This window comes from Nocardioides marmoriginsengisoli, assembly GCF_003725695.1.
In the GTDB taxonomy this organism is placed as follows: Bacteria; Actinomycetota; Actinomycetes; order Propionibacteriales; family Nocardioidaceae; genus Marmoricola; species Marmoricola marmoriginsengisoli.
This window is the reverse complement of the sequence record NZ_RJSE01000008.1, coordinates 354,407-379,731: the sequence shown is the minus strand read 5'-3', so window position 1 is coordinate 379,731 and position 25,325 is coordinate 354,407. Positions and strand designations below refer to the sequence as shown.

General features: G+C 70.9%; 23 protein-coding genes and 1 pseudogene. 12 read left to right on the top strand and 12 right to left on the bottom strand.

What is annotated here, in order from left to right; genetic code table 11:
* Together EFK50_RS22545 and EFK50_RS18525 are read right to left on the bottom strand one after the other, a co-directional pair.
* The gene (locus EFK50_RS22545) at nt 1-1,248 is read right to left on the bottom strand and encodes an ankyrin repeat domain-containing protein (protein ID WP_246004229.1); all 1,248 of its coding nucleotides are present in this window, start codon (nt 1,246-1,248) and stop codon (nt 1-3) included.
* Entirely contained in the window at nt 1,245-2,228 is a 984-nt protein-coding gene (locus EFK50_RS18525) for an SMP-30/gluconolactonase/LRE family protein (protein WP_183407913.1), read from the bottom strand. Before EFK50_RS18525 ends, EFK50_RS22545 begins: the two co-directional genes overlap by 4 nt.
* A gap of 142 nt (nt 2,229-2,370) precedes the next feature.
* Here EFK50_RS18525 and EFK50_RS18520 point away from each other — a divergent pair, with 142 nt between their 5' ends.
* On the top strand, nt 2,371-3,609 hold the full coding sequence (locus EFK50_RS18520) for a sensor histidine kinase (protein ID WP_123229059.1): 1,239 nt from the start codon (nt 2,371-2,373) through the stop codon (nt 3,607-3,609).
* Complete coding sequence (locus tag EFK50_RS18515) at nt 3,606-4,232, top strand: response regulator (RefSeq protein WP_123229058.1); 627 nt, start codon at nt 3,606-3,608, stop codon at nt 4,230-4,232. The genes EFK50_RS18520 and EFK50_RS18515 overlap by 4 nt, the downstream gene beginning before the upstream one ends.
* A gap of 1 nt (nt 4,233) precedes the next feature.
* Here the strand turns inward: EFK50_RS18515 and EFK50_RS18510 are convergent, their stop codons facing one another.
* The 4 genes from EFK50_RS18510 to EFK50_RS18495 form a co-directional block, all read right to left on the bottom strand.
* Nucleotides 4,234-5,319, bottom strand: coding sequence for a TIGR03857 family LLM class F420-dependent oxidoreductase (locus EFK50_RS18510; RefSeq protein WP_183407912.1), 1,086 nt, complete (start codon nt 5,317-5,319; stop codon nt 4,234-4,236).
* Between the two features lie 74 nt (nt 5,320-5,393).
* Entirely contained in the window at nt 5,394-5,933 is a 540-nt protein-coding gene (locus tag EFK50_RS22895; RefSeq protein ID WP_123229057.1) for a DapH/DapD/GlmU-related protein, read from the bottom strand.
* Between the two features lie 139 nt (nt 5,934-6,072).
* A complete protein-coding gene (locus EFK50_RS18500) occupies nt 6,073-6,618 on the bottom strand; it encodes a transthyretin-like family protein (RefSeq protein WP_123229056.1) in 546 nt (181 codons plus the stop codon).
* Nucleotides 6,618-7,604, bottom strand: coding sequence for a hypothetical protein (locus tag EFK50_RS18495; protein WP_123229055.1), 987 nt, complete (start codon nt 7,602-7,604; stop codon nt 6,618-6,620). The genes EFK50_RS18500 and EFK50_RS18495 overlap by 1 nt, the downstream gene beginning before the upstream one ends.
* Nucleotides 7,605-7,677: 73 nt before the next feature.
* Between EFK50_RS18495 and EFK50_RS18490 the strand changes: the two genes are divergently transcribed.
* Nucleotides 7,678-8,814, top strand: coding sequence for a DNA recombination protein RmuC (locus EFK50_RS18490; RefSeq protein WP_123229054.1), 1,137 nt, complete (start codon nt 7,678-7,680; stop codon nt 8,812-8,814).
* A pseudogene (locus EFK50_RS22920) lies at nt 8,720-9,199 on the top strand (DUF6542 domain-containing protein); the annotation flags it as partial. The gene EFK50_RS18490 and the pseudogene EFK50_RS22920, both read left to right, overlap by 95 nt.
* Nucleotides 9,200-9,228: 29 nt before the next feature.
* On the opposite strand, the gene EFK50_RS18485 reads toward EFK50_RS22920, so the two are convergent.
* Nucleotides 9,229-9,846 (bottom strand): L-threonylcarbamoyladenylate synthase, encoded by a 618-nt coding sequence (locus EFK50_RS18485; RefSeq protein ID WP_123229053.1) that lies wholly within the window; start codon nt 9,844-9,846, stop codon nt 9,229-9,231.
* Complete coding sequence (locus tag EFK50_RS18480) at nt 9,846-10,862, bottom strand: 4-hydroxy-3-methylbut-2-enyl diphosphate reductase (RefSeq protein WP_123229117.1); 1,017 nt, start codon at nt 10,860-10,862, stop codon at nt 9,846-9,848. Before EFK50_RS18480 ends, EFK50_RS18485 begins: the two co-directional genes overlap by 1 nt.
* Before the next feature lie 115 nt (nt 10,863-10,977).
* Here EFK50_RS18480 and xseA point away from each other — a divergent pair, with 115 nt between their 5' ends.
* A complete protein-coding gene (gene xseA / locus EFK50_RS18475) occupies nt 10,978-12,231 on the top strand; it encodes an exodeoxyribonuclease VII large subunit (protein WP_123229052.1) in 1,254 nt (417 codons plus the stop codon).
* Complete coding sequence (locus tag EFK50_RS18470; RefSeq protein ID WP_123229051.1) at nt 12,224-12,442, top strand: exodeoxyribonuclease VII small subunit; 219 nt, start codon at nt 12,224-12,226, stop codon at nt 12,440-12,442. Before xseA ends, EFK50_RS18470 begins: the two co-directional genes overlap by 8 nt.
* Here the strand turns inward: EFK50_RS18470 and EFK50_RS18465 are convergent.
* A complete protein-coding gene (locus tag EFK50_RS18465; protein WP_183407911.1) occupies nt 12,439-13,002 on the bottom strand; it encodes a DUF4245 family protein in 564 nt (187 codons plus the stop codon). The genes EFK50_RS18470 and EFK50_RS18465 overlap by 4 nt on opposite strands.
* Nucleotides 13,003-13,043: 41 nt before the next feature.
* Between EFK50_RS18465 and EFK50_RS18460 the strand changes: the two genes are divergently transcribed.
* Genes EFK50_RS18460 through EFK50_RS18445 form a run of 4 tightly spaced genes read left to right on the top strand, consistent with a single transcriptional unit; the run spans nt 13,044 to nt 16,683 of the window.
* Nucleotides 13,044-14,270 (top strand): SLC13 family permease, encoded by a 1,227-nt coding sequence (locus tag EFK50_RS18460; protein ID WP_221177467.1) that lies wholly within the window; start codon nt 13,044-13,046, stop codon nt 14,268-14,270.
* 10 nt (nt 14,271-14,280) lie between these two features.
* Nucleotides 14,281-14,670, top strand: a complete 390-nt coding sequence (locus tag EFK50_RS18455) for a TOBE domain-containing protein (protein ID WP_123229048.1) — start codon at nt 14,281-14,283, stop codon at nt 14,668-14,670.
* A gap of 48 nt (nt 14,671-14,718) precedes the next feature.
* Nucleotides 14,719-15,744, top strand: a complete 1,026-nt coding sequence (glpX, locus tag EFK50_RS18450; RefSeq protein WP_123229047.1) for a class II fructose-bisphosphatase — start codon at nt 14,719-14,721, stop codon at nt 15,742-15,744.
* A 9-nt stretch (nt 15,745-15,753) separates the two neighbouring features.
* Nucleotides 15,754-16,683: a carbohydrate kinase family protein gene (locus EFK50_RS18445; RefSeq protein WP_123229046.1), complete on the top strand. Its 930-nt coding sequence runs from the start codon at nt 15,754-15,756 to the stop codon at nt 16,681-16,683.
* On the opposite strand, the gene EFK50_RS18440 is transcribed toward EFK50_RS18445, so the two are convergent.
* The gene (locus EFK50_RS18440; RefSeq protein ID WP_148046229.1) at nt 16,604-17,482 is read right to left on the bottom strand and encodes an esterase/lipase family protein; all 879 of its coding nucleotides are present in this window, start codon (nt 17,480-17,482) and stop codon (nt 16,604-16,606) included. The genes EFK50_RS18445 and EFK50_RS18440 overlap by 80 nt on opposite strands.
* An 85-nt stretch (nt 17,483-17,567) precedes the next feature.
* Between EFK50_RS18440 and EFK50_RS18435 the strand changes: the two genes are divergently transcribed.
* Nucleotides 17,568-18,527, top strand: coding sequence for an alpha/beta fold hydrolase (locus EFK50_RS18435; protein WP_123229044.1), 960 nt, complete (start codon nt 17,568-17,570; stop codon nt 18,525-18,527).
* 7 nt (nt 18,528-18,534) lie between these two features.
* On the opposite strand, the gene EFK50_RS18430 is transcribed toward EFK50_RS18435, so the two are convergent.
* Nucleotides 18,535-18,993 (bottom strand): hypothetical protein, encoded by a 459-nt coding sequence (locus EFK50_RS18430; protein WP_148046228.1) that lies wholly within the window; start codon nt 18,991-18,993, stop codon nt 18,535-18,537.
* 66 nt (nt 18,994-19,059) lie between these two features.
* On the opposite strand from EFK50_RS18430, the gene EFK50_RS18425 reads away from it, so the two are divergent.
* Entirely contained in the window at nt 19,060-20,154 is a 1,095-nt protein-coding gene (locus EFK50_RS18425) for a discoidin domain-containing protein (protein WP_123229042.1), read from the top strand.
* Between the two features lie 62 nt (nt 20,155-20,216).
* Here the strand turns inward: EFK50_RS18425 and EFK50_RS18420 are convergent, their stop codons facing one another.
* Nucleotides 20,217-25,301, bottom strand: a complete 5,085-nt coding sequence (locus EFK50_RS18420; protein WP_221177466.1) for a hypothetical protein — start codon at nt 25,299-25,301, stop codon at nt 20,217-20,219.
* Nucleotides 25,302-25,325: the final 24 nt, after the last annotated feature.

The following is a 25,325-nucleotide window of genomic DNA, read 5'->3' as shown; positions in this document are numbered from 1 at the left end:
TCAGCGACGCAGCAGCGTGGCGATCTCGTCGTACCCGCGGCTCTCGGCGTGCCGCAGCGCGGTGACCCCGTCCTTGTCGGCGATGGTGCGGTCGACGCCGGCGGCGAGCAGGATCCGGACGATCTCCTGGTGGTCCGCTCCCCCGTCACCGAGGATCACGGCCTCGAGCAGCGCCGTCCAGCCGAGGTCGTTGACGTGGTCGAGGTCGACGTCCGTCTCGACGACCCGGCGCACGTAGTCGACGTGGCCGCGCTCGCTGGCCGGGATCGGCGAGAGGCCGCCGTACCGGTTCTTGATCGTCAGGTCCGGGTTCGCCGGCAGCAGCGCCTCGAGCATCGCGACACTTCCGGTCACGCCGGTCACCAGCCACGGGGTGTCGTGCCGGCCGTCGAGGGCGTCGGCGTCTGCGCCCAGCGCGACCAGGACGTTCGCGACCGCCACGTGGTCGTAGGTCGCGGCGAGCAGCAGGGCGGTACGGCGACTCCCGTCCCGGGCCTCGATGTCGGCACCGGCGCGGAGGGCGACGGCGACCGCATCGGCGTCACCGCGATCGGCGGCACGGAGCAGCGCAGCGTCGGGGTTCGCCGGCGGACGAGCAGAGGTGGTCATGGTCAAGATCCTTTCCAATCGGTCGAACCCGCGCACGCGGGCCATCTCCAGGGGCGTCAGTTCGGCCGACGGCGAGCGGTCGGAGAGCCGGGCACCGCCGGCGACGAGTACCCGCACGGTCGTCGCGTACGCCGCGGTGTCCGCCCCGAGCCAGACCGCCTCGTGGATCGCCTGGTAGCCGATCCGGTTGACGTGGTCACGGTCGATGCCGGCGCGGAGCAGCTCGCCGACCACCGGTCCGTGGCCACGTTCCGCCGCCCGGATCAGCCCGGTCCCGTTCCAGCTGTCCTTGTCGTCGACCCGCGCCCCGTGGCGCAGGGTGAGGCGGAGCAGGTCGAGGTACCCCTCGCTCGTCGCGATCAGGTACGCCGACTGCTCGGTCTCGTCCTTCGCATTGACGTCGGCGCCCCGGCGGATCAGCGCCCGGGCGGCCGCGGTGTCGTTCTTCCAGGCCGCGTCCCGCAGCTGCTGGTCCAGACGAGCCTGCTCCTTCGGCCCCGGGGCACGGGACGCGCTCGGCGCGGGCGCGCTCGCGCTCGGGGTGCCGGTCGGATCCGGCGAAGAGGCGGGGTCACCGCCCCCGCACGCGCTCAGGACGAGCGCGAGCGGGAGGACGGCGACCGTGCTGCGCAGGTTCATCGCGTCGGGTCCGTGATGACCTGGTACGGGCCGGAGGCGACGGCCTCGTCGAACTTGCTGTCGACGTACAGGACCCGGCCGCGCAGCGCCTTCGCGGTGGTCAGCACCCGGTCCGGGGAGCTGGCCCGCTGGTCGCGCAGCACCAGCCGGCGACCGTCGGGCGAGACCTGCAGGGTGGCGATCATCTTGCTGAAGTTCCGGACCACGGTGAGGCGGTTGCCCTGCCGGACCAGGCCGTCGGCGTTGACCAGGTCGGCGCCACCGGTCGCGATCGCACGGACGGCGCCGGTGCGGGCGTCGAAGCGCCACATCTTGCCGACGTTGCCCTGCGCGACCACGAAGCCGCTGCGGTCCGCGGAGAGCACGATGCCGCCCAGGTTGAAGCCGGCCTCGCGGGCGATGGTGCCGGTGGCGTCGGCCCACAGCTGCGCGGTCCACCCGGTGCGGCCCTTCGCGACCCGGAAGATCTGGGCGTCGTTGGAGTTCGTGAAGTACGCCGCGCCGTCCCGGCCGATGGCGACGTCGTTGAGGAAGACGTCGTTGCCCGGGGCGCGGAGCGCGGCGAGCAGGTCGCCGTCCTTGGAGTAGACCCAGAGGTCGGGGCGGCCGGTACCGATGCCGTTGGGCCCGCCCGCGACGTACACGTTGCCGGCGCCGTCCACGGTGATCCCGCGCGCGGTGTAGCGACCGTCGGTGCCATCGCCGCCGATCCACTGCTCGGTGTCGGCCGAGCGGACCGTGCCGCGGTGGATCTCGCCGCCGGTGACCTCGCTGACGTAGAAGCGGCCGCGGAGCTCGTCGGCACCGATGCCTTCGAACTTGGAGCCGACCGGGCTGTCCGCGTCGCCGTCGAGCACGTAGGTCGACGGGCGACCGAAGGCGTCCGCGGAGGCCGGCGCAGCGGCGGCGATGGTCGCGCCGAGGGTGCCGGCGACGACCAGCGCGAGAAGGGTCCGGTTGACGGGGGTGGTGAGGTTCATGTTCCTGCTCCTGGAGGGGTTGGTCGGTGTGTTCCTCAACCTTGCGTCGCGGCACCGGTCCCGGGCGTCGGGCAGCCGGCTACGCCTCGATAGCCAATTGGTTGATGCCGCCAGGAGCCGTCGTCCCTACGCTGGTGGCACCATGACCACCACCGCCGAGCACGCCGACCCCACCGGGCGCGCCGTCCGCCGCCCCGGCGTGCGCGGCATCCTCGCGCCGGCCGCCCGGCTGGACCGCTGGCTGCTGCTGGTCCTTGTGGTGTTCCTGGTCACCTGCGCGATCCGGTACGTCGACCGCCACGCCCTCGACGCTACCGGGGCAGCCGTCCTCGCCGGCGCCGCGGCGCTGGCACTGGCCTACGCGACCCGCGACCTGCTCGGCGGCCGCGCCTGGTGGCCGACCGTCTGGGTCACGGCGATGGTGCTGCTGTGGGGAGCCCTCACGGCGGTGGCTCCGTCGTTCGCCTGGTGCGCCGTGCCGGTGGCGTTCGCCGTCCTGCGAGTGCTGCCGTTCGCCTGGGCGGTCGGGACGGTGTCCGCGATGACGGTGCTGCTGACCGCGGCCTGGGCCCGGATCACCGACGGGACCGACCCCGTCCAGGTCGCCGGCCCGATCGGCGTCGCGCTGATCACCGTGCTCGCGTACCGCGCGCTCGACCTCGAGTCCCGAGCACGGCAGGAGGTCCTCGACCAGCTGGTCGACGCCCAGGCCGAGCTGGCCGCAGAGCAGCGTCGTACCGGTGCGCTCGCGGAGCGGACCCGGCTCTCCCGCGAGATCCACGACTCCGTCGGCCAGGGCCTGACCAGCATCAACCTGCTGCTCCAGGCCGCCGAGCACGACTGGGACGGCCGACCGGAGGCGGCCCGCGGGCACGTCAGCACGGCCGCAGCGACCGCACGCGACGGGCTCGACGAGGTACGCCGGGTGGTCCGCGACCTGGCGCCGGCCGACCTTGCCGACGACGCCACCGGATCGGCGTTGCCCGCGGCCCTGCGCCGCGCGGTGGAGCAGGCGGCGCCCGGCCTCGAGGTCGACGTCCGGGAGCACGGCGTGCGGGTGACGGTGCCGCCGGAGATCGCCGCGGCCCTGGTGCGCACGGCGCGCGGGGCGCTGGCCAATACCTACGAGCACGCCGCCGCGGGCCGGGTCGCGCTCACGCTGACCTACCACCCGGACGAGGTCGTGCTGGACGTGCGTGACGACGGCCGCGGGTTCGATCCCGCGCTGGTGCGTGCTGACGGGACCCGCGGGCACGGACTGAGCGGGATCCGCGACCGGGCTGCCGCACTCGGCGGTGAGGCCGCGATCGAGAGTGCTCCCGGGGAGGGCACGTCGGTCTCGGTGTGCTTCCCGCTGACGTCCGACGGAGGAGCATCGTGATCCGGATCGTCCTGGTCGACGACCACCCCGTCGTCCGGGCGGGCCTGCGGGCGCTGATCGACGGGCAGGACGACCTGAACGTGATCGGCGAGGCCGACAGCCTGGGCAGCGCCGTCCAGGTGGTCACGGCCGACCAGCCCGACGTGGTCCTGATGGACCTGAGCCTCGGTGCCGGCGAGGCCGGCGGCGCCCAGGTCACTGAGGCGCTCCGCGCGCTCGACGCACCGCCGGAGGTGCTCGTGCTGACCACCTACGACACCGAGTCCGACATCCTGCGGGCACTCCAGGCAGGAGCCCGCGGCTACCTGCTCAAGGACGCGCCGCCCGAGGAGCTGTTCGCCGGGATCCGGGCGACCGCCCGCGGCGAGACCGTCCTCGCGCCGTCGGTCGCCGCGACACTCGTACGCCGCGCGACCCCCGGGGCGACCACGATCACCGAGCGCGAGGTCGAGGTCCTCGAGCTGCTTTCCCGCGGACTGGGCAACAAGGAGATCGCGCAGGAGCTCTTCGTCTCCGAGGCGACCGTGAAGTCGCACCTCTCGCACATCTACACCAAGCTCGGCGTCGACACCCGGGCCGGAGCGGTCGCCGCGGCGATCGAGCAACGGGTGATCCGCTCCTAGATCAGGCGAAGAGCCCCGGGTTGGTCGCGACCGGCCGTGCGAGGGCCGGCCTGATCTCGCGGTACGCCGCCACCATCGGCGCGATCTCGTGCGGCTCGGCGCCGTGCAGGATCACCGAGTGGCAGCCGAGCTCGAGCTCGCGGGCGATCGTGCGCGCGGCGTCCTCGGAACGACCGCGGGCGGAGGCGGCGAGCCATTCGTCGGGAATGAGCTCGGCGATCCGCAGCAGCGTCTCGGTGTCGGCGGTGGCATCGATGGCTCCCGCGGCGGCCGCCGTGGTGAAGACCTCGGACGCCCGGAGACGCTCGAGCACCGCCGGGTCCCAGCCGTTCACGGAGACCAGCACGTCGCCGTACACCTGGAGGTAGGTCACCAGGCGCCCGACACCGCGGCGTACCGTGTCGGCCTCGGAGAGTCCGTCGGGTACGGCGGCGAGGCAGGACCAGATCCGGACGGCGTCCGGGTCGCGTCCGGCCCGCTCGGCGCCGGCCCGCACCGCGGCGATCGAATCAGCCGTCGCCTGCTCGCCGAAGAAGGTGTGCAGCACGACGAAGTCGCAGGTCTCCCCCGCCAACGCCATCGTCCTCGGCCCGACCGCGACCAGCCCGAGCGGCGGTCCTTCGCCCAGTCCGCTGCGGTTGTGCAGCACCGGCCACTTCCCGGCCGGGCCGTCGTGGTCCAGGACGAAGCCCTCGGTCCACAGCCGGCGCAGCAGCCCGATGAAGTCGCGCAGCACCGCCTCGGTGATCACCGGCAGACCGATGGCCTTCCAGTGCTCGGCGGCACCCCGACCGAACGACATCGCGTAGTTGCCGTCGGTCAGGGCGTACATCGTCGACCCCAGCGTGGCCGTCACGATCGGGTGCCGGGTGTGGTGGTTGATCGCCGCGCTGGCCACCCCGAGGGACGGCGCGCGGCCGGCGACCGCACCGGCGAGCGCTCCCGCCTCCTTGACCGTGAAGCGTTCGCTGATCATGCAGGACCCGAGCCCCAGGGCCTCGGCGTCGGTCGCCTCGCTGAAGACCTTCCGCGCATCGGCGGGGTGGTGGGTGACGGCGTAGTAGGCGATCTCGTTCAGCTGCTCCATGGGTGCCAGCGTCACTGGAACACGTTCTAGTGTCAACGAACCAGACATACCGTCTGGGCATCGGAGCCGTGCTTCTAGAGCAGCTTTCGCACCACGTGCCCGGCACCGGTGACGACGGTCATCGGCGGGACGTCCTTGGCCACGACCGCGCCGGCCCCGACGACCGCGCCCCGGCCGATCGTGACTCCCGGCGCGATCGTCGCCGCCGCGCCGATCCAGACGTCCTCCTCGATCACGATCGGCGCGTACGTGATGCCGTCGTACCGTTCCGCCAGCTCGACCGGATGTCCCGCGGTGCTCAGCGTCACTCCCGGGCCGATCAGCGCCCGGTCACCGACGCGGATGCCGCCGAGATCCAGGAAGGAGCAGCCCTGGTTGACGAAGACCTGCTCACCGAACTCGATCCCCAGGCCGTAGTCGCAGTAGAACGGCGGATAAATGGTGACGTCGTCCGGCAACGGGCGGCCCAGGATCTCGCCGAGCAGCGACCACCGTCCTTCGAGGTCTCCGAACGGCAGCACGTTCAGCCGCGAGGTGAGCTCCATGACGACCTGGACGCGCTCCGCGAAGGCCCGCGACTCGGGAGTACCTCGTCGCAGCCGGCCCTCCACCATGCGCCCGATGCTGGCACAGCGAGTCGGTCCCGTGGACACCGGGTGGAGGACCTGACCGGCCGTTCCCAGCGTCCGCGCCGAGGTCGTCCGATTCGAGGGTCGGGGATCGTCCCGAGGGACTGATCGCCGCGGCCGCGACTCACTCCTCGCCCGGGCTCGACTTCTCACCCTTCGAGTCCGTCGCGACGACGTCGCCGGAATCGAGGTCCACGTCCACGCGGAGCACTCCGTCCGGAGGGTTGGCACCCTCGGTGCGCCACACGTCGGGATCGGTACGGCGGTAGACCCCGCCTGCCCAGGTCGCCAGCCGCGAGCCGTCGCCGAAGACGAGCTGGAACTCCAGGAACGAGTACGTCTCCGGGTAGTACTCGACCGGCAGGTCGGCGGGGTCCAGGCGCAGCTCCCAGCGGCCCTCGGCGTCGGTGCTGACCGCCGGAGCCGACCAGCGCTCGACGGGGACGTCCGGCGTGGACGCGCTCCCGGCCGGGTTCACCTGGAGCACCACCTTGGCGTCCGCGACAGGCTCACCGTCGCTGGTGACGACGCCGTGGGCCAGCAGGTCACCGGACTCGGGGCCGGCGGTGACCAGCTCCGTGGCGGACGGGTAGTCGTGGTCGTCACCGGAGCCTGTCCCGCACCCGGCGAGCACCACGCCGAGCACCAGGGCGGTCACGAGCCGCGTCATCACCGGCGTACCAGGTCGGCGTACGGCGCCCAGACGGTCGAGGTGCCGGCGACGCTCGCCCGGTAGTAGCGGACCTTCGGCGCGCGCACCCGGACCTGGATCGTCCCCTTGCTGCTGGTGGTACGAGCCGTCAGCCGGTGCCAGGCGCAGGACTTGCAGGTCTTGTACGACAGCGTCACCACCCGGCCCTTCCACGGACGGAACGCCCGCGCCGCCGGGACGTAGCGGGTCAGCGACGCCCGGAGCGTCACGTACTTCCGGACCCGTACGGCGCTCAACGAGACCCGCGAGGCCAGCCGGATCGTGGTGCTCGGCGAGTTGCGCAGGATCGTGTCTCCGGCGGGGTTGGTGGCCGCCGTGCTCGCCTGCGCGACGAAGGTGCCGAGCGGGTCGGAGGCGGTGTGCTTCCAGTAGTCCTGGGTGGTCCCGCTGAACTCGAACAGGTTGTAGAAGGTGGTGCCCGCGCGACGGACGTCCCAGCTGGCATGGCTGACCTGAGCGGCGGCGCAGTCGGAGGCGAGGCTTCCGGCGACGCGTTCCTCGGGCGCGTTCACCCGGATCGTCGCCGGCACGATCAGGGTGCAGCGCGGCTGCGCGTAGCCGACCACCTCGAAGGCCACCGAGGCGGAATGGGCGTCCGCGTCCTTGACGGTGAAGGAGTAGTCACCGGCGGCGAGCACCGACGGCGTCGTGATCGACCGCGCCGAGGTGCCCGCTCCGGTCCAGGAGACCGGCCCGCTCGCGACCTCCACGTCGCCGGGGACCGTGACCACCGACCACGTGTAGCTCCCGGTCGCCGCGTTCGCGAACTCCACCACGAACGGTCCGCGCGTGCCCGCGTAGAGCCGACCGGAGGAGGCCGGACTGACGATCGCCGGGTTCCCGCCGTCCTCCGCGACCGCGGCGCTCCCGACCGACACCAGCCCGGCGGATGCGAGCAGGGCGACGATGCCGAGCACCACCGCCCGCCGTGTCCGTGCGCCCATCGGTCCCTCCCCGAGTCGAGCAGCCGATCCTACGCGAACGCGACGTGTCGGGGGTTCCTGCCAGCCTCGGGGCATGGACATCATCCTTCCCCTGGTGACCCTGCTGGTCGGCGTCATCGCCGGCGCCTTCGGAGTCCTGCTCGTACGACGCGACCACGCACCCGCTGCCGACCCGTCAGCCGACCAGACCCTGATCCGGGACGGGCTCGACCGGCTGCACGACAAGATGCGCGACCTGGAGCACCAGCGGGTCTCGTGGCAGAGCACCCTGCACCAGCAGGTCGACGAGGTCCGGCACTCGACCGACACCTTGCGCCGGGAGACCTCCGCCCTGGCCACCGCACTGCGCAAGCCTCAGGTCCGCGGCCAGTGGGGCGAGCTGCACCTGCGCCGGAGCATCGAGCTGGCCGGGATGGTCGACCGCTGCGACTTCTCCCAGCAGGTCCACCTGCCCGGGGAGGACGGCGCCCTCCGACCGGACGTGGTGATCCACCTCGCCGGCGGCAAGAGCATCGTGGTCGACGCCAAGGTTCCGCTCGCCGGCTACCTGGACGCGATCGGCACCGAGGACCCCGAGGAGCAGCAGGCGCACCTGGCCGTGCACGCGCGGCAGCTCCGGACGCACGTCGACCAGCTCTCCTCCAAGGCGTACTGGCGCGCCCTCGGGCAGCACGGCATCGCGACTCCCGAGTTCGTGGTGCTGTTCCTGCCGGCCGAGTCGTTCTTGTCCGCCGCACTCGAGGCCGAGCCGCGGCTGCTGGAGTACGCCGCTGCGCGGAACATCGTGCTGGCCACCCCGACCACGCTGATCGCACTGCTCCGGACCGTCGCGCACGGCTGGACCACCGAGACCCTTGCCCAGCGGACCCGCGAGATCCACCAGCTGGGACGCGACCTCTACGGCCGACTCGGCACCGTCGGGCGCCACCTCGACAAGCTCGGCAGGTCGCTGAAGAGCAGCGTCGAGTCCTACAACAGCGCGGTCGGCTCGCTGGAGAACCGGGTCCTGGTCACCGCGCGGCACTTCTCGGACGTCGCCGACCTCGACGAGGAGCTCACCGCGCCGCGACCGGTCGAGGAGGCTCCGCGGCCGCTGACCGCCGTCGAGCTGCTCGATGCGGTCGCCGACCGCCGCCCCGAGCTGCCCGAGGTCGAGGGACCGGGCTCCGGCGTGGCACCGCTGCAGCGCCGGGTCGCCGATTTACGGTAACTACGTGAGCGCACCCACGGTGTGGGAAGAAGGCCGCTGGTCCGGCAGTCGGGTCACGCGGTTCTCGGTGTTTGCCTGCATCGTGCTGGTCGCGGTGGATCTGGGGGTCTCCGCGGAGCTGGGCCGCATCTTCGACATCGGCTTCATGGTGCTCTGCGTGGCCATCGCCCTCGCGATCCGCCCCCAGGACTTCTTCCACGTCGGCGTGCTTCCCCCGATGCTGCTGCTCGGCCTCTGCCTCCTGCTGAGCGTCGTCGACCGCGGCGCGATCGCACCGAAGGGCGACAGCCTGATCCAGGCCGTCGTCTCGGGCCTGGCCCACCACTCCGGACCGCTACTGGTCGGCTACGGGCTGGCCCTGGTCGTGCTCGCGATCCGTGCCCGGGTGATCCGCCGCCACCGGGCCGGCGCGGACTACTCGAACCTGGAGGCGTCGCCGGCGCCGTACCGGGTCACCTCGGCGGCGCCGGAGGTGAAGTCGACGACCGTCGTCGGCAGCGAACCGGACTCGCCCTCGATGACGGCGTCCAACAGCTGATCCAGCTCGTCCTTGATCAGCCAGCCCTCGGTCATCGGCTCGGTCTCCCCCGGCAGGATCAACGTGCTCGACAGCATCGGCTCGCCGAGCTCCTCCAGCAGCGCCCGGACGATCGGGTGCTCCGGGATCCGCACCCCGACGGTCTTCTTCTTCGGGTGCATCAACCGCTTCGGGACCTCGCCGGTGGCCGGCAGGATGAACGTGTAGGGCCCCGGCGTCGCCGACTTGATCGCCCGGAAGGCGGCGTTGTCGATGTGCACCAGCTGACCGAGCTGGGCGAAGTCCTTGCAGACCAGGGTGAAGTGGTGCTTGTCGTCGAGGTTCCGGATCGTCCGGATCCGGTCCAACCCGTCGCGGTTGCCCAGCTGGATGCCCAGGGCGTAGCCGGAGTCGGTCGGGTAGGCGATCAGCCCGTCCTCGCGCAGCAGCGAGACTGCCTGGTCGACCAGCCGGGGCTGCGGATCAACCGGGTGGATGTCGAGGTAGCGGGCCACTAGGAGCCCTGCGCGGCCTTCGCCGCGAGCTCGGCGGCGCGGATGTCCTTACGCAGCTCCGGCGGTAGCGCGAAGATCAGCGACTCCTCGGCCGTGTGCACCGCACGGGCGTCGGGGTAGCCCCGCTCGGCGAGGAACGAGAGCACCCCGTCGACCAGCTCCTCGGGAACCGAGGCTCCCGAGGTCACGCTGACCTTGTCGACCCCCGTCAGCCAGGCCACGTCGATCTCGCTCGCGTCGTCGACCCGGTACGCCGCCTTGGCGCCGGCCTCCAGCGCCACCTCGGCCAGCCGCACCGAGTTCGAGGAGTTGGCGGAGCCGACCACGATCACCAGATCGGCCTCGGGGCTGATCTCCTTCACCGCGAGCTGGCGGTTCTGGGTGGCGTAGCAGATGTCGTCGCTGGGCGGGTCGAGCAGCAGCGGGAACCGCTCCCGGATCGCGTTCACCGTCGCCATCGTCTCGTCGACCGAGAGCGTGGTCTGGGAGAGCCAGGAGACCTTGGCCGGGTCGCGGACGACGATGTTCGGCACGTCCTCGGGGCTCTGCACCAGCTGGATGTGGTCCGGCGCCTCGCCCGCGGTGCCCTCGACCTCCTCGTGACCCTCGTGGCCGATCAGCAGGATGTCGTAGTCGTCGGCGGCGAACCGCTTCGCCTCGTGGTGGACCTTGGTGACCAGCGGGCAGGTCGCGTCGATGGTCTTGAGGTCGCGCTCGGCCGCCTCGGCGTGCACCGCCGGCGAGACGCCGTGCGCGGAGAACACCACCGTCTCGCCGGCCGGGACCTCGTCGAGCTCCTCGACGAAGACCGCACCGCGGGACTCCAGGTTCGCGACCACGTGCTTGTTGTGCACGATCTGCTTGCGGACGTAGACCGGGGCGCCGTACAGGTCCAGCGCCTTCTCGACGGTGATCACGGCGCGGTCGACCCCGGCACAGTAGCCGCGAGGGGCGGCGAGCAGCACGGCGCGGTCGGCATCCTCGAGGACGCGGGGCATCGCCAGATCGGTGTCCATGCGGTCCATCGTAGTGGCCCGCGACTAAGGTGCCCCCATGATCCTCGCTTCGCTCGTCAATGAGCTCTCGGCCACTCGGCCTCGAGCAAGCTCGGGCACTCGGTAACCTCGGCTCATGGCACTGACGACCTCACCGGAGAGCCCGATCCCGGTTCGCCAGGTCGTCACCGCGATCGGCGGCTGGGTGGACCGGCTCGGCGCGGTCTGGGTGGAGGGCCAGGTCGTCCAGCTCAACCGGCCGGCGAACTCCAACACCGACTTCCTGACCCTGCGCGACAAGCTCGCGGACGTCTCGATCCAGCTGACCTGCCCCCGCGCGGTCGTCGACTCGCTGCCGACCCCGCTGGTCAACGGCGCCCAGGTGATCGCGCACGGCAAGCCGACCGTCTACCCGAACCGCGGTTCCCTCTCGCTCTCGGTCCGCGAGCTCCGGCTGGTCGGCGAGGGCGAGCTGCTCGCCCGGCTCGAGCGGCGCCGGCAGCTGCTTGCCGCCGAGGGCCTCTTCGCCCTGGAGCTCAAGCGGCCGCTGCCGTTCCTGCCGCACCGGATCGGGCTGGTCACCGCGAAGGACTCCGCCGCCGAGAAGGACGTCCTGGAGAACGCCCGCCGGCGCTGGCCCGGCGTCGCCTTCGAGGTCCGGTACGCCGCCATGCAGGGCGTGAACGCCGCCGAGCAGGTGATCGCCGCCCTGGAGGCTCTGGACCGCGACCCGAGCGTCGAGGTGATCGTGATCGCCCGCGGCGGCGGCTCGATCGAGGACCTGCTGCCGTTCTCCGACGAGGCCCTGATCCGAGCCGTGCACCGGGCCACCACCCCGGTCGTCTCCGCGATCGGGCACGAGCCGGACAGCCCGATCCTGGACCTGGTCGCCGACCTCCGCGCCTCCACCCCCACCGACGCGGCCAAGCGGATCGTGCCGGACGTGGCCGAGGAGGGGCACCGGGTGCTCCAGCTCCGCGACCGGATCCGCCGTACGACGCACGCACTGGTCGCTCGCGAGCAGCAGCAGCTCGACAACCTCCGCAGCCGGCCGAGCATGGCGGACCCGCGCAGCGACCTGGTCGGCCGCGCCGACGAGGTCCGGGCGTTGCGGGCGCGCGGCCAGCGGGTGCTCGGCCACGTGCTCGACCGGGCCGCCGACGACCTCGACCACAGCCTGGCCCGGGTCCGCGCACTCTCCCCGCTCGCCACCCTGCGCCGCGGCTACGCGGTGCTCTCGGACGCCGACGGAGCGCTCTTCTCCAGCGTCGAGGACATCGCCGGCGGCGCACCGGTCACCATCCGCGTCGCCGACGGGCGGATCAGCGCCACGGTGACCGGAGTCGAATCCATCCCCCTGCCCACCACGTCCGAGGAGTCCGATGACTGAGAAGAGCACCACCGCGGAGCCGCTGAGCTACGAGGACGCCCGGGAGCAGCTGATCGAGGTCGTCCGCACCCTCGAGCAAGGCGGTACGACGCTCGCCGAGTCGCTCTCGCTGTGGGAGCGGGGCGAAGAGCTGGCGAAGACCTGCCAGGACGCCCTCGACGGGGCCCGGGCACGCCTGGACGCCGTCCTGGACGCGGACGACGAGGACTAGCGCGTCAGGTCGACCGAACCGGTCTTGAGCGTCTTCGCGAAGTCGATGATCTCCTGGTCGGGCGCCGAGCCGAAGACGATCACCGAGTCCACGACGAGCTGGCCCTGCTCGACGCTCCGGGTCAGTGCGTAGTCGCCGCCGCTGTCGGTCCAGGACTGCCAGACCTCGCCGTTGATCGTGACGTCACGGCCCTGGTCGGCGTTCTTGTCGACGTTCTCGGCGACCAGCTTCGCGACCGAGAGCCGGCTCTCGTCGATGCCGACGTACTTGCCCTCGGCGGTGAGGATCGCCAGGTGCCAGGACGGCTCGCTGCCGGTCAGGTAGCGCGCCTCCCGGGCCTTCCAGCCTGTCGGCAGCGCGTCCGGGGCGTAGATCAGCAGGGCGCCGTCGGCTCGCGCTGCCCGCACCTGCGGCGTCCACTCCACGCCGACGATCGGCTTCACGTCGTCGTTCGGGCGGCCGATCAGGTACCAGCCTCCGGCCACCACGACGGCGACGATCATCGCGCCGATCATCCCGGCGTACGAGCGCTGGGCGTACGGGCTCGTCGACTGGCTCATGGCCACCATCTTGCCAAGCCGCCCGGCGCTACTCTCACTCGGTGGTCGCTGAGCTGGTTCCGATGGTCGCGCTGGTGGCGCTGCTGGCGACGGCGTACGCGCATCCCCCGGAGTGGGTCGAGGCGGTGGTGGCGATCACCGCGGCCGGCGCGGTCCTGGCGACCGGCACGCTGACCGCCGCCGATCTCGGGACCGAGCGACGCCACCTGCTCCCGGTCGTCGGGTTCCTGGTCGCGATCCTGGTGGTCGCCGAGTGCTGCCGCGCGGCCGGGCTCTTCGCCGCCATCGGCGAGCGGCTGGCCCGGGCCGGCAGCCCGCAGGCGATGTTCGCGCTGGTCTTCGCGGTGGCGGCGGTGATCACGGTGGTGCTGAGCCTGGACGCCACCGTCGTCCTGCTCACCCCGGTCGTGCTGGCGGCGACGGCCGCGCACGGCTGGTCGGACCGGCCCTTCCAACTCGTCTGCGTCCGGCTGGCGAACGTGGCCTCGCTGCTGCTGCCGATCTCGAACCTCACCAACCTGCTGGCCCTGCCCGACCTCGACCTCTCCTTCGGCCGGTTCGCCCTGCTGATGGCCCCGGTCTGGGTGCTCGCGCTGGCCGTGGAGTACGCCGGACACCGGGTCCGGTTCCGGCGTCAGCTCGCCGCCCCGCCCGCGCCGACCACGGCACCGGCCCGACCGCTTCCCCGGTTCCCGCTGGTGGTGGTCGGGCTAATGCTGGCCGGTTTCGCCGTCGGCTCCGAGATCGATCCGTTCTGGGTGGCCGGCGCCGCGGCGCTGGTCCTGGCCGTCCGCGGCCTCAGCCTCGGCGAGCTCGGCCCGGGACGGGTCTGGTCGGCCACGCACGCCCCGTTCGCGCTCTTCGTGCTCGCCCTCGGCCTGGTGGTGGCCGCCCTCGGTGAGGGACCGCTGGGCGACCTGCTGGACGAGGTCCTCCCGCACGAGGACGGCCTCCTGGCGCTGCTCGGGATCGCCGCTGTCGGACTGGTGCTCTCGAACGTCGTGAACAACCTGCCGGCCACCCTGCTGCTGGTGCCGCTGGTCGCACCGCTGGGCCCGGTCCCGGTGCTGGCGAGCCTGATCGGCATCAACCTGGGTTCCTCGATGACCTGGTCCGGCTCGCTGGCGAACCTGCTCTGGCGTCGTACCGTGGCGCGGTCCGGGGGCCGGGTCAGCAGCCGGGACTTCCACCTGCTCGGGCTCGCCCTGACCCCGCTCTCGGTGGCCGGCGGCGTCGTCGTGCTGCACCTGTGGTCCGCGATGGTGTGAGACTGGCCCCGTGAGCACCTACCGGATCGCCGAGGTGGCAGACCTCCTCGGCGTCAGCGACGACACCGTCCGGCGTTGGATCGACCAGGGCCGGCTCGCGACCGCCCGGGACGGCGGCCGGGCCGTGGTCGAAGGCACCGACGTCGCGGCCCTCGCCGAGTCGCTGGCCGATGCCCCGGACCACGACGGCCTGCGCCTCTCCTCGGCCCGCAACCGGCTCGCCGGCATCGTCGTCGCGGTCAAGAAGGACACCGTGATGGCGCAGGTCGAGCTGATCTGCGGAGGCCAGCGGATCGTGTCGCTGATGTCGTCGGACGCCGCCGAAGAGCTCGGTCTGGAACGCGGCGCCCGTGCGGTCGCCTCGATCAAGTCCACCAACGTGGTCGTCGAGCGCCCATGAGAGCGTTCCCGGCACGCGGCACCCCCGCTGACCGATAATATCTGCCCCATGTCCGAATCCCACCTGCCCGAATCGCTTGCCGTCGCGCCCACCTCGCCCGACCGCAACCTCGCCCTCGAGCTGGTCAGGGTGACCGAGGCCGCCGCCATGGCAGCCGGTCGCTGGGTCGGGAGGGGCGACAAGAACGGGGCCGACGGAGTCGCGGTCAACGCGATGCGCACCCTGATCTCCACCGTCGGCATGCGCGGCACCGTGGTCATCGGCGAGGGCGAGAAGGACAACGCGCCGATGCTCTACAACGGCGAGGAGGTCGGTGACGGGACCGGACCGGAGTGCGACGTCGCCGTCGACCCGATCGACGGCACCACCCTGACCGCCAAGGGCATGGCCAACGCGGTCGCGGTGCTCGCGGTCTCCCCGCGCGGCTCGATGTACGACCCGTCCGCCGTCTTCTACATGGAGAAGCTGGTCACCGGGCCGGAGGCGGCCGACGTCGTCGACATCCGCTACCCGGTCGCCGAGAACATCCACCTGGTCGCCAAGGCCAAGGGCGGCAAGCCCGAGGACGTCACGGTCGTCCTGCTGGACCGGCCGCGGCACGAGCAGATGGCCCAGGAGATCCGCGACACCGGAGCCCGGATCAAGTACATCACCGACGGGGACGTGGCCGGCGCGATCATGGCCGCCCGCGCGGACACCGGCGTCGACCTGCTGCTCGGCATCGGCGGCACCCCCGAGGGCATCATCACCGCCTGCGCGATCAAGTGCATGGACGGCGTGATCCAGGGCAAGCTCTGGCCGACCAGCGACGACGAGCGCGAGAAGGCGATCGCCGCGGGTCTCGACCTCGACCAGATCCTGCTCACCGACGACCTGGTCTCCGGCGACGACTGCTTCTTCGTGGCCACCGGCATCACCGACGGCGAGCTGATGAAGGGCGTCCGGTACCGCGCCGGCGGCGCCTCGACGCACTCGCTGGTGATGCGCAGCCGCAGCGGCACCATCCGCGAGATCATCAGCGACCACAAGCTGAGCAAGCTGCGCGCCTACGCCAACGTCGATTTCGAGCGCTGAGCCGCCGGAGTGATCGTCGTCGTCGGCGAGTCACTGGTCGACCTGAGCAGCACCGCTGACGGCGCCGCCGCCGAGACGGTCGGCGGCTCGCCGCTGAACGTGGCCGTGGCCCTGGCACGGCTGGAAACTCCCACCCTGCTGATCACCGAGATCGGCGCTGACGAACGCGCCGCGACGGTGGTCCGCCACCTCCAGGAGAGCGAGGTCGAGTACGTCGCCGTGCCGACCGCGGACGGCCGGACCCCGACGGCGACCGTGCTCGTCGACGACGGTGACCCGATCTTCACCGTCGACCTCACCTGGAACCTGCCGCACGAGGAGCTGCCGCACTGCGACGCCCTGCACGTCGGCTCGCTGGGGACCGTCCTGGAACCGGGCCGGGACAGCGTCCTCGACCTGGTCGAGCAGGCCTGGGCGCTGGACGTCTTCGTCAGCTACGACCCGAACGTCCGCGCCGGCCACCTCACCGAGCACGACCACGACCAGGCCTGGGGCGACATCGAGTCGCTCGCGGACCGGGCCAACCTGGTGAAGCTGAGCGAGCAGGACATCGAGCTGCTGCACCCGGGCGCGGACCCCGACGACATCGCCCGGTCGCTGCTCACCGGCGACCGCACCGAGCTGGTGATCCTGACCCGCGGCGCGGACGGGGCGACGGCGTTCACCGCGAGCAGCGAGGTCTCGGTCGGCGGGATCGTGGTGGAGGTGGCCGACACCGTCGGAGCCGGGGACGCGTTCATGGCCGCGGTGCTCACCGTGCTGCTGGAGTCGGACTCGCTCGGGAACTACGGTCCCGGGCTGCCGCGCGACGACGAGCGCCTGACGGCGCTGCTCGGTGCCGCGGTCGAGGCGGCCGGGCTCAGCTGTGCGCGACCGGGCGCAGCAGCGCCGCTTCGCTCCGAGCTGTCTCCCGGGTGGCCCGGCTCCGCGCCGTCCTGACGGCGAGCTGGCCCTCCAGCGCGGCGCGCACCGCGTCGAAGACCAGCGGGTCCAGGGCCATCCCGACGTGGCTCGCGGTCACCTCGACAGGGATCGCGACCGGGTCGATGCAGGCCCGCCAGTCGACGATGCCGTCGCGTCGGGAGTAGATCGCGGTGAACCCGATCTCGGGGTCGAGCGGGGCGTGCGTCTCCTCGAAGCTGGACCGGGCGCACTCGCCGGCGATGCAGTCCTCGCTCATCAGGCCGCCGAGCCCGGCCCGGGTGAGCCGGGTCAGCATCTCGGCGTCCCGGGCGAGAACCTCGTGGACGGCACCGGGTGCCAGCATCGGACTACCCATCGACACGATGCCGTGGATCAGGTCAGGGCGACGGCCGGCGAGGGCGCGTGCCAGCATCCCGCCGAGGCTGTGCCCGACGATGCTCACCTTGCGGCCGCGCTGCTCCGCGATCGCCTCGATCCGGCGCTCGAGCCGGTCAGCAGCCTCGCGGGTGCACCCCGCATTCACGTGGATGTGCGCGCGGTAGGTCCGGTAGCCGGCACCGCGGAGCATCAGGGCCATCGGCGCCAGGGTGGCGTCCCCCGCCATGAACCCCGGGATCAGCAGGACCGGCTCGGCGGCGGCGGGGCGGTGGTGGCTCGCGTAGGGCAGTGCGGACCGGGAGATGCGGTCCGAGGCGGCCCGCCGTACGAACCGGCCGGCCTCGCCCAGCACGCTTCCCTCCCGGGTGAGCGCGCGCAGACCCTGCGGCCCGGCAAAGCCTTCGGGCTTGAGAAAGTCGCCCATCGGTGAGTTCACGCTGCCGAACGTAACGGAAACCGGGGTTCTACTTACGGAACTCAACTGATTTCGCAACGTGAGTCGGAGATGCTGAAATAGGGGGATGCCCCGTATCCGCGCCCGCCGTACCGCCGTGACCGATCCCGAGGTCGTCGCCGTCAGCAGTGAGCTCTTCGCTCCGGTCAGCGCCGACGTCGAGCTCTGCTACCAGACGTACGGCGACCCCGATGCCGAGCCGCTGCTGCTGGTGATGGGACTCGGGGCGCCGATGACCTGGTGGGACCCCGCGCTCTGCACCTTGCTCGCACGGCAGGGCTTCTACGTGATCCGGTACGACAACCGCGACGCCGCCCGGTCCAGCAGCGGCACCGCCCGGATCACCCGGTCGATGCTGATCCGCGCGTTCCTCGGCCGCAAGGCCGACGCGCCGTACGCGATCGCCGACCTGGCCGAGGACGCGTTCGGGCTGCTGGACCACCTGGGGATCGACTCGGCGCACGTCGTCGGCGTCTCCATGGGCGGGATGATCGTGCAGAGCATGGCGATCGCGGAGGGCCGGAACTCCGGGGCGTCGCGGGTGCGCAGCCTGGTCTCGATCATGTCGACCACCGGCCGCCGTACCGCCGGCTGGCAGGACCCGCGGATCCTGCCGATGCTGCTCGGCCCGCGGGCCACCACAAAGGAGGGGTACGTCGCGGCGGCCCGCACGATGGGCGGGCTGATCGGCTCACCGGGCTACCCGGAGCCCGAGGCGGCCTCCCGGGCCCGGGCCGAGGAGACCTTCGAGCGCGGGATCAACGCGGCCGGGACGATGCGCCAGATGATGGCGGTGCTGACCCAGCCCGACCGCGGTCGGGCGCTGGGGTCGGTGCGGGTGCCGGCCGCCGTGATCCACGGCATGGACGACCGGATGGTGCACCCCAGCGGCGGGCGCGCCACCGCTCAGGCGATCCCGGGAGCGCACCTGCTGCTGATCCCGGGGATGGGGCACGACCTCCCGGTCCCGCTGCACGAGACCTTCGTCGACGTGATCCGGCGTACCGCCGACAAGGCTCAGGGCTGACGGAGCGTCAGCTGCACTTGGAGATGATGTACGCCGAGATCTTCTGACCGTCGGCCGCGAGCTTCTGGCCCAGGGTCGCGAGCCGGGTCTGCGCCTCGCCGTTCGGGTTCTTGCGGAGCTCGACGATGTCGGCGAACGCGGCTGACAAGTTGTCCAGCGCGTCCTTGACGTCGTCCGGGGCGCCGTCCTTCAGCGCGTCCAGCTGAGCGTCCAGCACCTTCACGGCGTCCTCGACGTCGCTCTCGCTGCCGGTGAACATCTTCGTCTGGGCATCGACGATCTTCTTGGCGGTGTCGTTGAACTTGCCGCAGTCGACCGCGATCTCGGTCAGCGATGCCGTCGGGCTGCTGATCCTGGACGGATCGGAGCCGGCGTCCTTGCTCTTGTCCTTGTCGCCGTCGCCTCCACCGCAGGCCGTGAGCGCCGCGGCCAGGGCCAGCACCAGAATTCCTTCGCGAACTCGCACCTTCACCACTCCTCAGCAGACACCTGTTGGTCTAAGTTAACAGTCATGCGCAGGGTGCCGGCACTGTTGGCCACGCTCTCTCTGGCGGCCACCGGCTGCTCGTTCAGCACCGTCGATCCGGACCAGTCGGTCCGGATCTCGGGCCGGGCCCTCGACGCCGCCGGCAAGCCGCTGGCGAAGACCAAGGTGCTGCTCTTCAAGCAGGCCGACATCGGCGAGGTCGTCTTCGGATCGATCCTCGCGGTCGGCACGCTGGCGACCATCTGCCTGGTCCCCGACGCCCCGGCGATCTGCCGCAAGGCCCGCACCGCGACCACCGACGCCGACGGCCGCTACGCGTTCGACCTCAAGGGCTCCGACACCCAGGGGACGCTGGGAACGGCGTCCACGATCAACGTGGTCTTCGCGAACCGCCGGAGCAGTACGACGGTCTCCTTCATCGCGAAGGAGGGCGAGGTCGACCTCCCGGACGCCCGGCTCTGGAACGCCTCGCCGCGGGTCAGCCAGGGCGGCGGGGACATCCGGCTCTCCTTCGCGGCACTCCCCGCCGCCGCGGGCAGGAAGCCGACGTACTCGGCCCGGCTGTTCGAGGCGAAGGGTCAGTCCGCGCTCTGGACGCAGCCGGTCTCCGGAACCTCGGGGACCGTCGACGCCCGGATCCTCGAGGACCAGAGAGGCTCGGTGGCCGCCGGTGCCGACGCCTCGTTGTCCGGGAGCAGCGGCGCCGCCGACGTCCGCGGGCACTACCTGTCGGCCAGGATCCCCGTCCGGGCGACCTCCGGTACGCCGCTCTCCCGCGGCCGCCGCTGCGCCGCCGTGACCGGTACGGCGCCCGCCAAGGACGGCGCGTTCTCCCGCTGCGGTGCCACCGACGGCAATCTGGACCAGCCCGCCCGGCTCCGCGGGAAGGGCGGCGTCGTCACCGGCGCGGTCGTCGACCTCGGGTCGGTGCGGCCGGTCGACCTCGTGGTGGCCCGCGGCTTCTCCGGGCAGGTGCTGGTCGAGCTCTCCGACGACGGCCGGACCTACCGGACCGTCGCCACCAACTCGGGGTTCGCGGTCGCGCTCGACGTACCGGGCGGGCAGCGGGCACGGTACGTCCGACTGCGCTCCCCCTCCGGTGTCGACCAGAGCCTCAGCGCCGAGCTGTCGGTCTGGTAGTTCCGAGGCAGGCCTGACCGGTGGCACGGGCGGGGTGAGCCGCGCCCGTGCCACCGACGTTCCTAGAACGGATTCAGGTCGTACAGCTCGCACTCGGGATGGGCATTGATCCCCTTGCCGTACGGCGACATGAAGAACGCGATGATGTCGAGTCCGAAGTCGGGGATCGAGAGACCCAGCAGGTGGATGTCCGGCGTGAGCAGCCAGGCCGGCGTGTGGCTCCCGTCGTCCGGCGGCGCCGGCAGGGTGAACGTGCTCCCGGCCGTGGTGAAGCCCGGTGCCGGTCGGGCGTCGAACTGCACGTTGCACTCACCGATCAGGAAGAAGAAGAACGGGATGTCGAACATCTCCCCGAACGTGTTCGAGTTGATGTGCCACTTCGGGACCACGTTGCCGAGCGGGATCACCTGGTGCGGGATGGTGATCAGGTCGATCGTGTCCGAGCCGAACGGGTCCGGCCAGTCGATGTAGACCGAGAAGTGGTCCTCGATGTCGATCGTCAGGTTGCTCTCCTGACCGAACGTGAACGAGCTGAAGGTGCCGTCCAGACCGGTGGTGAAGCCCAGCCTCAGGTTCACGTCGGAGAAGTCGTTCAGCCCGACGGTCACCTTGTTGATCTTGAGGTCGGCGCCCAGGGTTCCGGTGTTCTGGAAGATGCCGCCGTCGAACCCGAGGTCGATCGTCTTCTGCACCCGGCCGGCCGCCTGGAGCGAGAACGCCTCCGTGGCGGGTGCCGAGGTGATGTGCAGGACGTTCCCGGTCAGGTCGCCGGTGACCGTCGAACCGAGGTTGGTGACCCCGAGGGAGACGGCCGCGTTGGCGTCCACCGGGCTGGTGATCGCCGCCGTGGCGTAGGCGCTGATGTCCATCCCCGGCGCACTCGTGTTCATCGTGAACACCGGCGCGTCGACGTCGGCGCCGTCTCCGGATCCGGAGTCCTTGCCGATGTTGATGTTCACCGCCGACGGCACGTCGTCCAGCTGGACCCGGGCCGCCAGATCGGTCTCGCCGACGTGCTTGTACGACGCGACGATCTGGTCGATGCCCTGGCTCATCGTGATCCCGACGGTCTTGGTGTCAGCGCCGAAGCCGGCGTTCACCGCGATCGAGGCCGGGATCGAGCTGATCTGCAGACGGGCATCGTCGGTGTTGCCGTAGGTCACCTCCGCGTCCAGGGCACCGAGCTCCTGGTTCGCGGTGTAGTTCAGGCTCAGGTTGTGCGTTCCGTCGCCCGCGGTGGACGAGAGGAACGGCCCGAACTTGAAGTTGACCGGGGTCGCCGTCGGCACTCCCTGGGTGAGCAGCAGCGTCAGCGGCTGCGGCGCCAGGGCGTTCAGCTTGGCGTCGACGGTCAGCGTCCCGTTGGTCGGGTGGTACCCGTCGACCTGGTAGGTGCCGGCCGGCGAGTTCAGGTCCAGGTGGTTCGGCAGACCGGTCAGGTAGAGCTTGGCCTTGACCGCCTTGTCCGAACCGCTGGCACCGTCACGCACCGAGACACCGTGCACGAGCGGCGGGGTCGGCGTGGCGGCCAGGGCGGCCGCCGTACCGGCTTCGACCGAGACCGTGAGGTCGGGGTTGCTGTTGCCGTCGTAGGTGATCCGGCCGCCGTCGCTCTTCAGGTTGATGGTCGACGGCAGGTGGTTGAACTCACCGGTCGCCTTGAGCTTGGACGCCGTCAGGGTGACGTCGGCCGCGAACTTGAAGTCGCCCTGGTTGCCCATGTTGAGGTCAGCCACGAATCCGCCGCCGTTGGCGTTGGTCAGCTTGGTGAAGCCGGCCTTGCGCAGGTTGCTGATCTTGAGGCTGGCGTCCAGGTCGCCCGAGGGCTGGTCGTAGAACGCACTGAGGTGGTCACCGGAGAGCACGTGGTAGGTGCCGTGGTTGGTGACCTGGGCAGCGATCGACCCGATGCCCGGAGCGGGCGCCTGGAAGAGCACGTTGCCGTTCGCCCAGCTGGCGTCCCAGTGCACCGGGATGTCGGTGATCGTCAGGCCGGCGTCGAAGTTCCGGGTCCCGCCGATCGTGTCCGGCGTCAGGTGCGCCGCCGCCGAGACCAGTCCGGTCGGCGACGAGGAGTCCCAGACCAGCTTCGAGGCCGCGCCGTCGAACAGCAGGTCGATGCTGCTCGGCACGTCCTTGATCTGGACCGCGACGGCGTCGCCGTTGGCGCGCTCCAGGTTGGTCGAGATCTCGTCGATCGACGAGCTGGCGTCGTACGAGACCAGGTTGCCGACCTGCGCGAGCTCGATCGTCGCGGGCACCTTGTCGATGAACCCGGTCAGGCTCAGGTTCGGCGTGGTCAGGTACGCCCGCAGCAGTCGCGGCGAGGTGTTCTGGATCTTGGCGTGCAGCTCCTCGTTGCTGGTGTCGACGCCGAGGTACTTCAGGCCGGTGTACTGGAGCTCGGCGTGGGTGGAGTCCACCTCGTCGGTGTCCAGGTACACGTGGTCGTCCGACGTCGGCGGGCTGGCGAAGACGCCGTCCGTGGCGTACTGGAAGAACACCTGACCGAGGAACGACTCACCCTTGGCACCGGCCGAGGAGTTGCGTGCGTCGAACTCGATCGGGTCGATCCCGCCGATCTTCATGTACTTCGGCAGGTCGCTGATCAGACCGTGGATCGCGAGGCCGCCCGGCTTCTCCGAGTAGTTCACCTCGATCGATCCCAGGCGGGAGTCCGCGTCGTAGGTGACCGCGGGGACCTCGCCGGTGGTGTTGAAGGTCAGCCCGATGTTCTTGGGCAGATCGATCAGCTTCGCGTTCCCGAACATCTGGGTGGCCCGGTCGGTGAAGCTCGCCTCGAGCAGCGGGATCACGCTGGACGCGGCGTAGGTCGCCGCACCGTTGTCCGGGTCGAAGGTGACCTGCATGTTCGCCGGCAACGCCCCGATGTGGGCCGTCGCGAGCACGTTCATGCCGTTCGGGAGCTCGTCGTCCATGTCGGCGACCGCGTCGAACGTCTGACCGCCCGGACTCAGCCCGAGAGCCACCGTGGTGTCCTCGGAGCCGTCGAAGTGCGCCGACTTGAACCCGGTGAGCCGGAAGTCCGCCCCGAGCTTGTTGCCGCGCTTGTAGACCGTGGCGTGGTCCTGACCCGGCATCGGCAGCAGCAGGCCGTCGTTCTGGGTCAGGGTGGCCTCGATCAGACCGATGCCGGCGTTGGCCGAGAAGTCGAAGACCCCGGTGGCCTTGACCTGGCTGAACTCCATGTGGGTCGGGATGTCCGTCGCCTTGGCCCGGATGTCCGTCTTGTCGTTGTCACGGTCGAACATCGTGAACTCGACGTCGGCCAGGTTGGAGTCCGCGTCGTAGGTGAGCGCGGTCTGGTCGGGTGTCATGTTGTTGAGGACGTGCACCGACTTGGGGATCTGGTGCGCCTTCGCCGTGATCCGCTGCTTGAGGTCACCGTCCTCCTTGGTCGTCGTCGAGAACGAGACCTCGGGCACCTTCGCGTTCGCGGTGTAGAGGATGTCCTCGCCACCGGTCAGGTCGACGTGGACCTTCGTCGGCACGCCCTTGACCTCGTAGATGCTCTCCGTGAACGAGTCCGGGTGGCTGACGTCCGGAATCGCGGTGTCGCTGGCGCGGACCAGGTCGATCGGTGCGCTTCCGGTGTAGTCGATGCTCTGCTTCTCGCCGTTGCGGACCAGGTCGACGGTCACCGAGTTCGGCAGCTTGTCGACCGTCGCCGTGAACCGGCGGTTGCTCTTCGGCGTGGTGGTCGTGGTCCTCTGGTCGATGATCGCGTCCACCCGCGTCGGGGTGGTCGACTCGACGTTGAAGGTGTCCTGATCCTTGGCGGCCGTGTGCGTCAGACGCGCGTTCACGGTGAACTTCTCCGGGAACGGGTTCATCTGGATCGAGCCGCCCATCGGGTTCTCCTCCGAGGGCGGGACCCCGATGGAGCCGCCGACGAGGTCCTTGACCGCGAAGGTCAGTGCCTCGGTCGCGCCCGGCTGGGCAGCGGTGACGACCGCGCCGACCTGGACATCACCGGTGAGCGCCTTGAAGACGTTCTTCACCGAGAACAGCGCGCCCTGGTTCCACGCCAGCGACGAGGCCCGGCCGTCGAAGCCGATCTCGACGCGCTTCTTGACCAGCGGGGTGTCGTAGACGGCGAAGACGTGGGCCGGCAGCGGAGCGCTGTGCAGCCGGGTCACCTGGAACTTGGCGCCGACGTCGACGAGGTTCGTCACCGGGAACAGCGCGCCCAGGACGTCGGGGACGTTGTCACCGGTCACGTCGGCCGGGATCGGCACGCCGATCGGCAGCGAGATGCTGCAGGACAACGGCATCGTGGCCGACTCGGCGCAGATCTTGTAGAACGCCGAGGCGAGGATGTTGACGACGGGGAGCGTGAACAGCAGGCCCTGGATCTGGGCGACCAGCTTGAGCACCTCGTTGACCGCCTTGAGCACCAGCGGCACCAGCGGGATCTGGGTGATCGGGTTCGGCTCGAGGCCGGTGGGCACCAGGCTCGGGGCCTGGGCCTCCTGCGCCTCCGAGGTGGTCGGGACCACGTCAGGGGCGTCCATCAGCTTCTGCAGCTTCGGGGTGACCTGGCCGGTGAGGTCCTTCGAGGTCGTGGTGCTCGGGACGGTGACGTCCGCCTTGGGCAACTGGGCCGTGGTCAGGCTCGGCTCGGAGGAGGTGTCCTCGACCATGTCCTTGAGCGCCTCGGCGGTCTGGTCCTTCTTCAGCGGCAGCGTCTTGGTGGTGTCGGGCTTCGCGTTCGAGTTCAGCTCCTCCTTCATCTTGGCGAGCTGCGCCTTGCCGAAGATGATCGTGGAGAGGCCGGCCAGGTACTCGTTGGTCTTCTTGACCGACACGGTCTCGTCAGCGACCTTGAGCATGCCCTGGAGCAGGCAGGAGCTCAGCCACATCTGGACCGGGCCGCTCATCGCGTGGAAGCCCTCGGCCTTGACGTCGTCCGGCACCGTCTTCTTGGCGATGAAGGCGTCGAGCCAGTCCTTGTTCTTGATCCGCGGCAACCAGAGGTCCACGAAGCGCTCGGCGTTGGCCGTGGTCGCGTCCGGGTCGTCCGGCGGATTGGCGCACGTCGACAACGGGGCCGACAGGCTCGGGGCCTTCGGCTCGTCCGCCACCGCGGCGCTCGGGTTGATGAAGGTGGCGGCACCCATGCTCACCACTGCGACGAGAGAAATGAACAA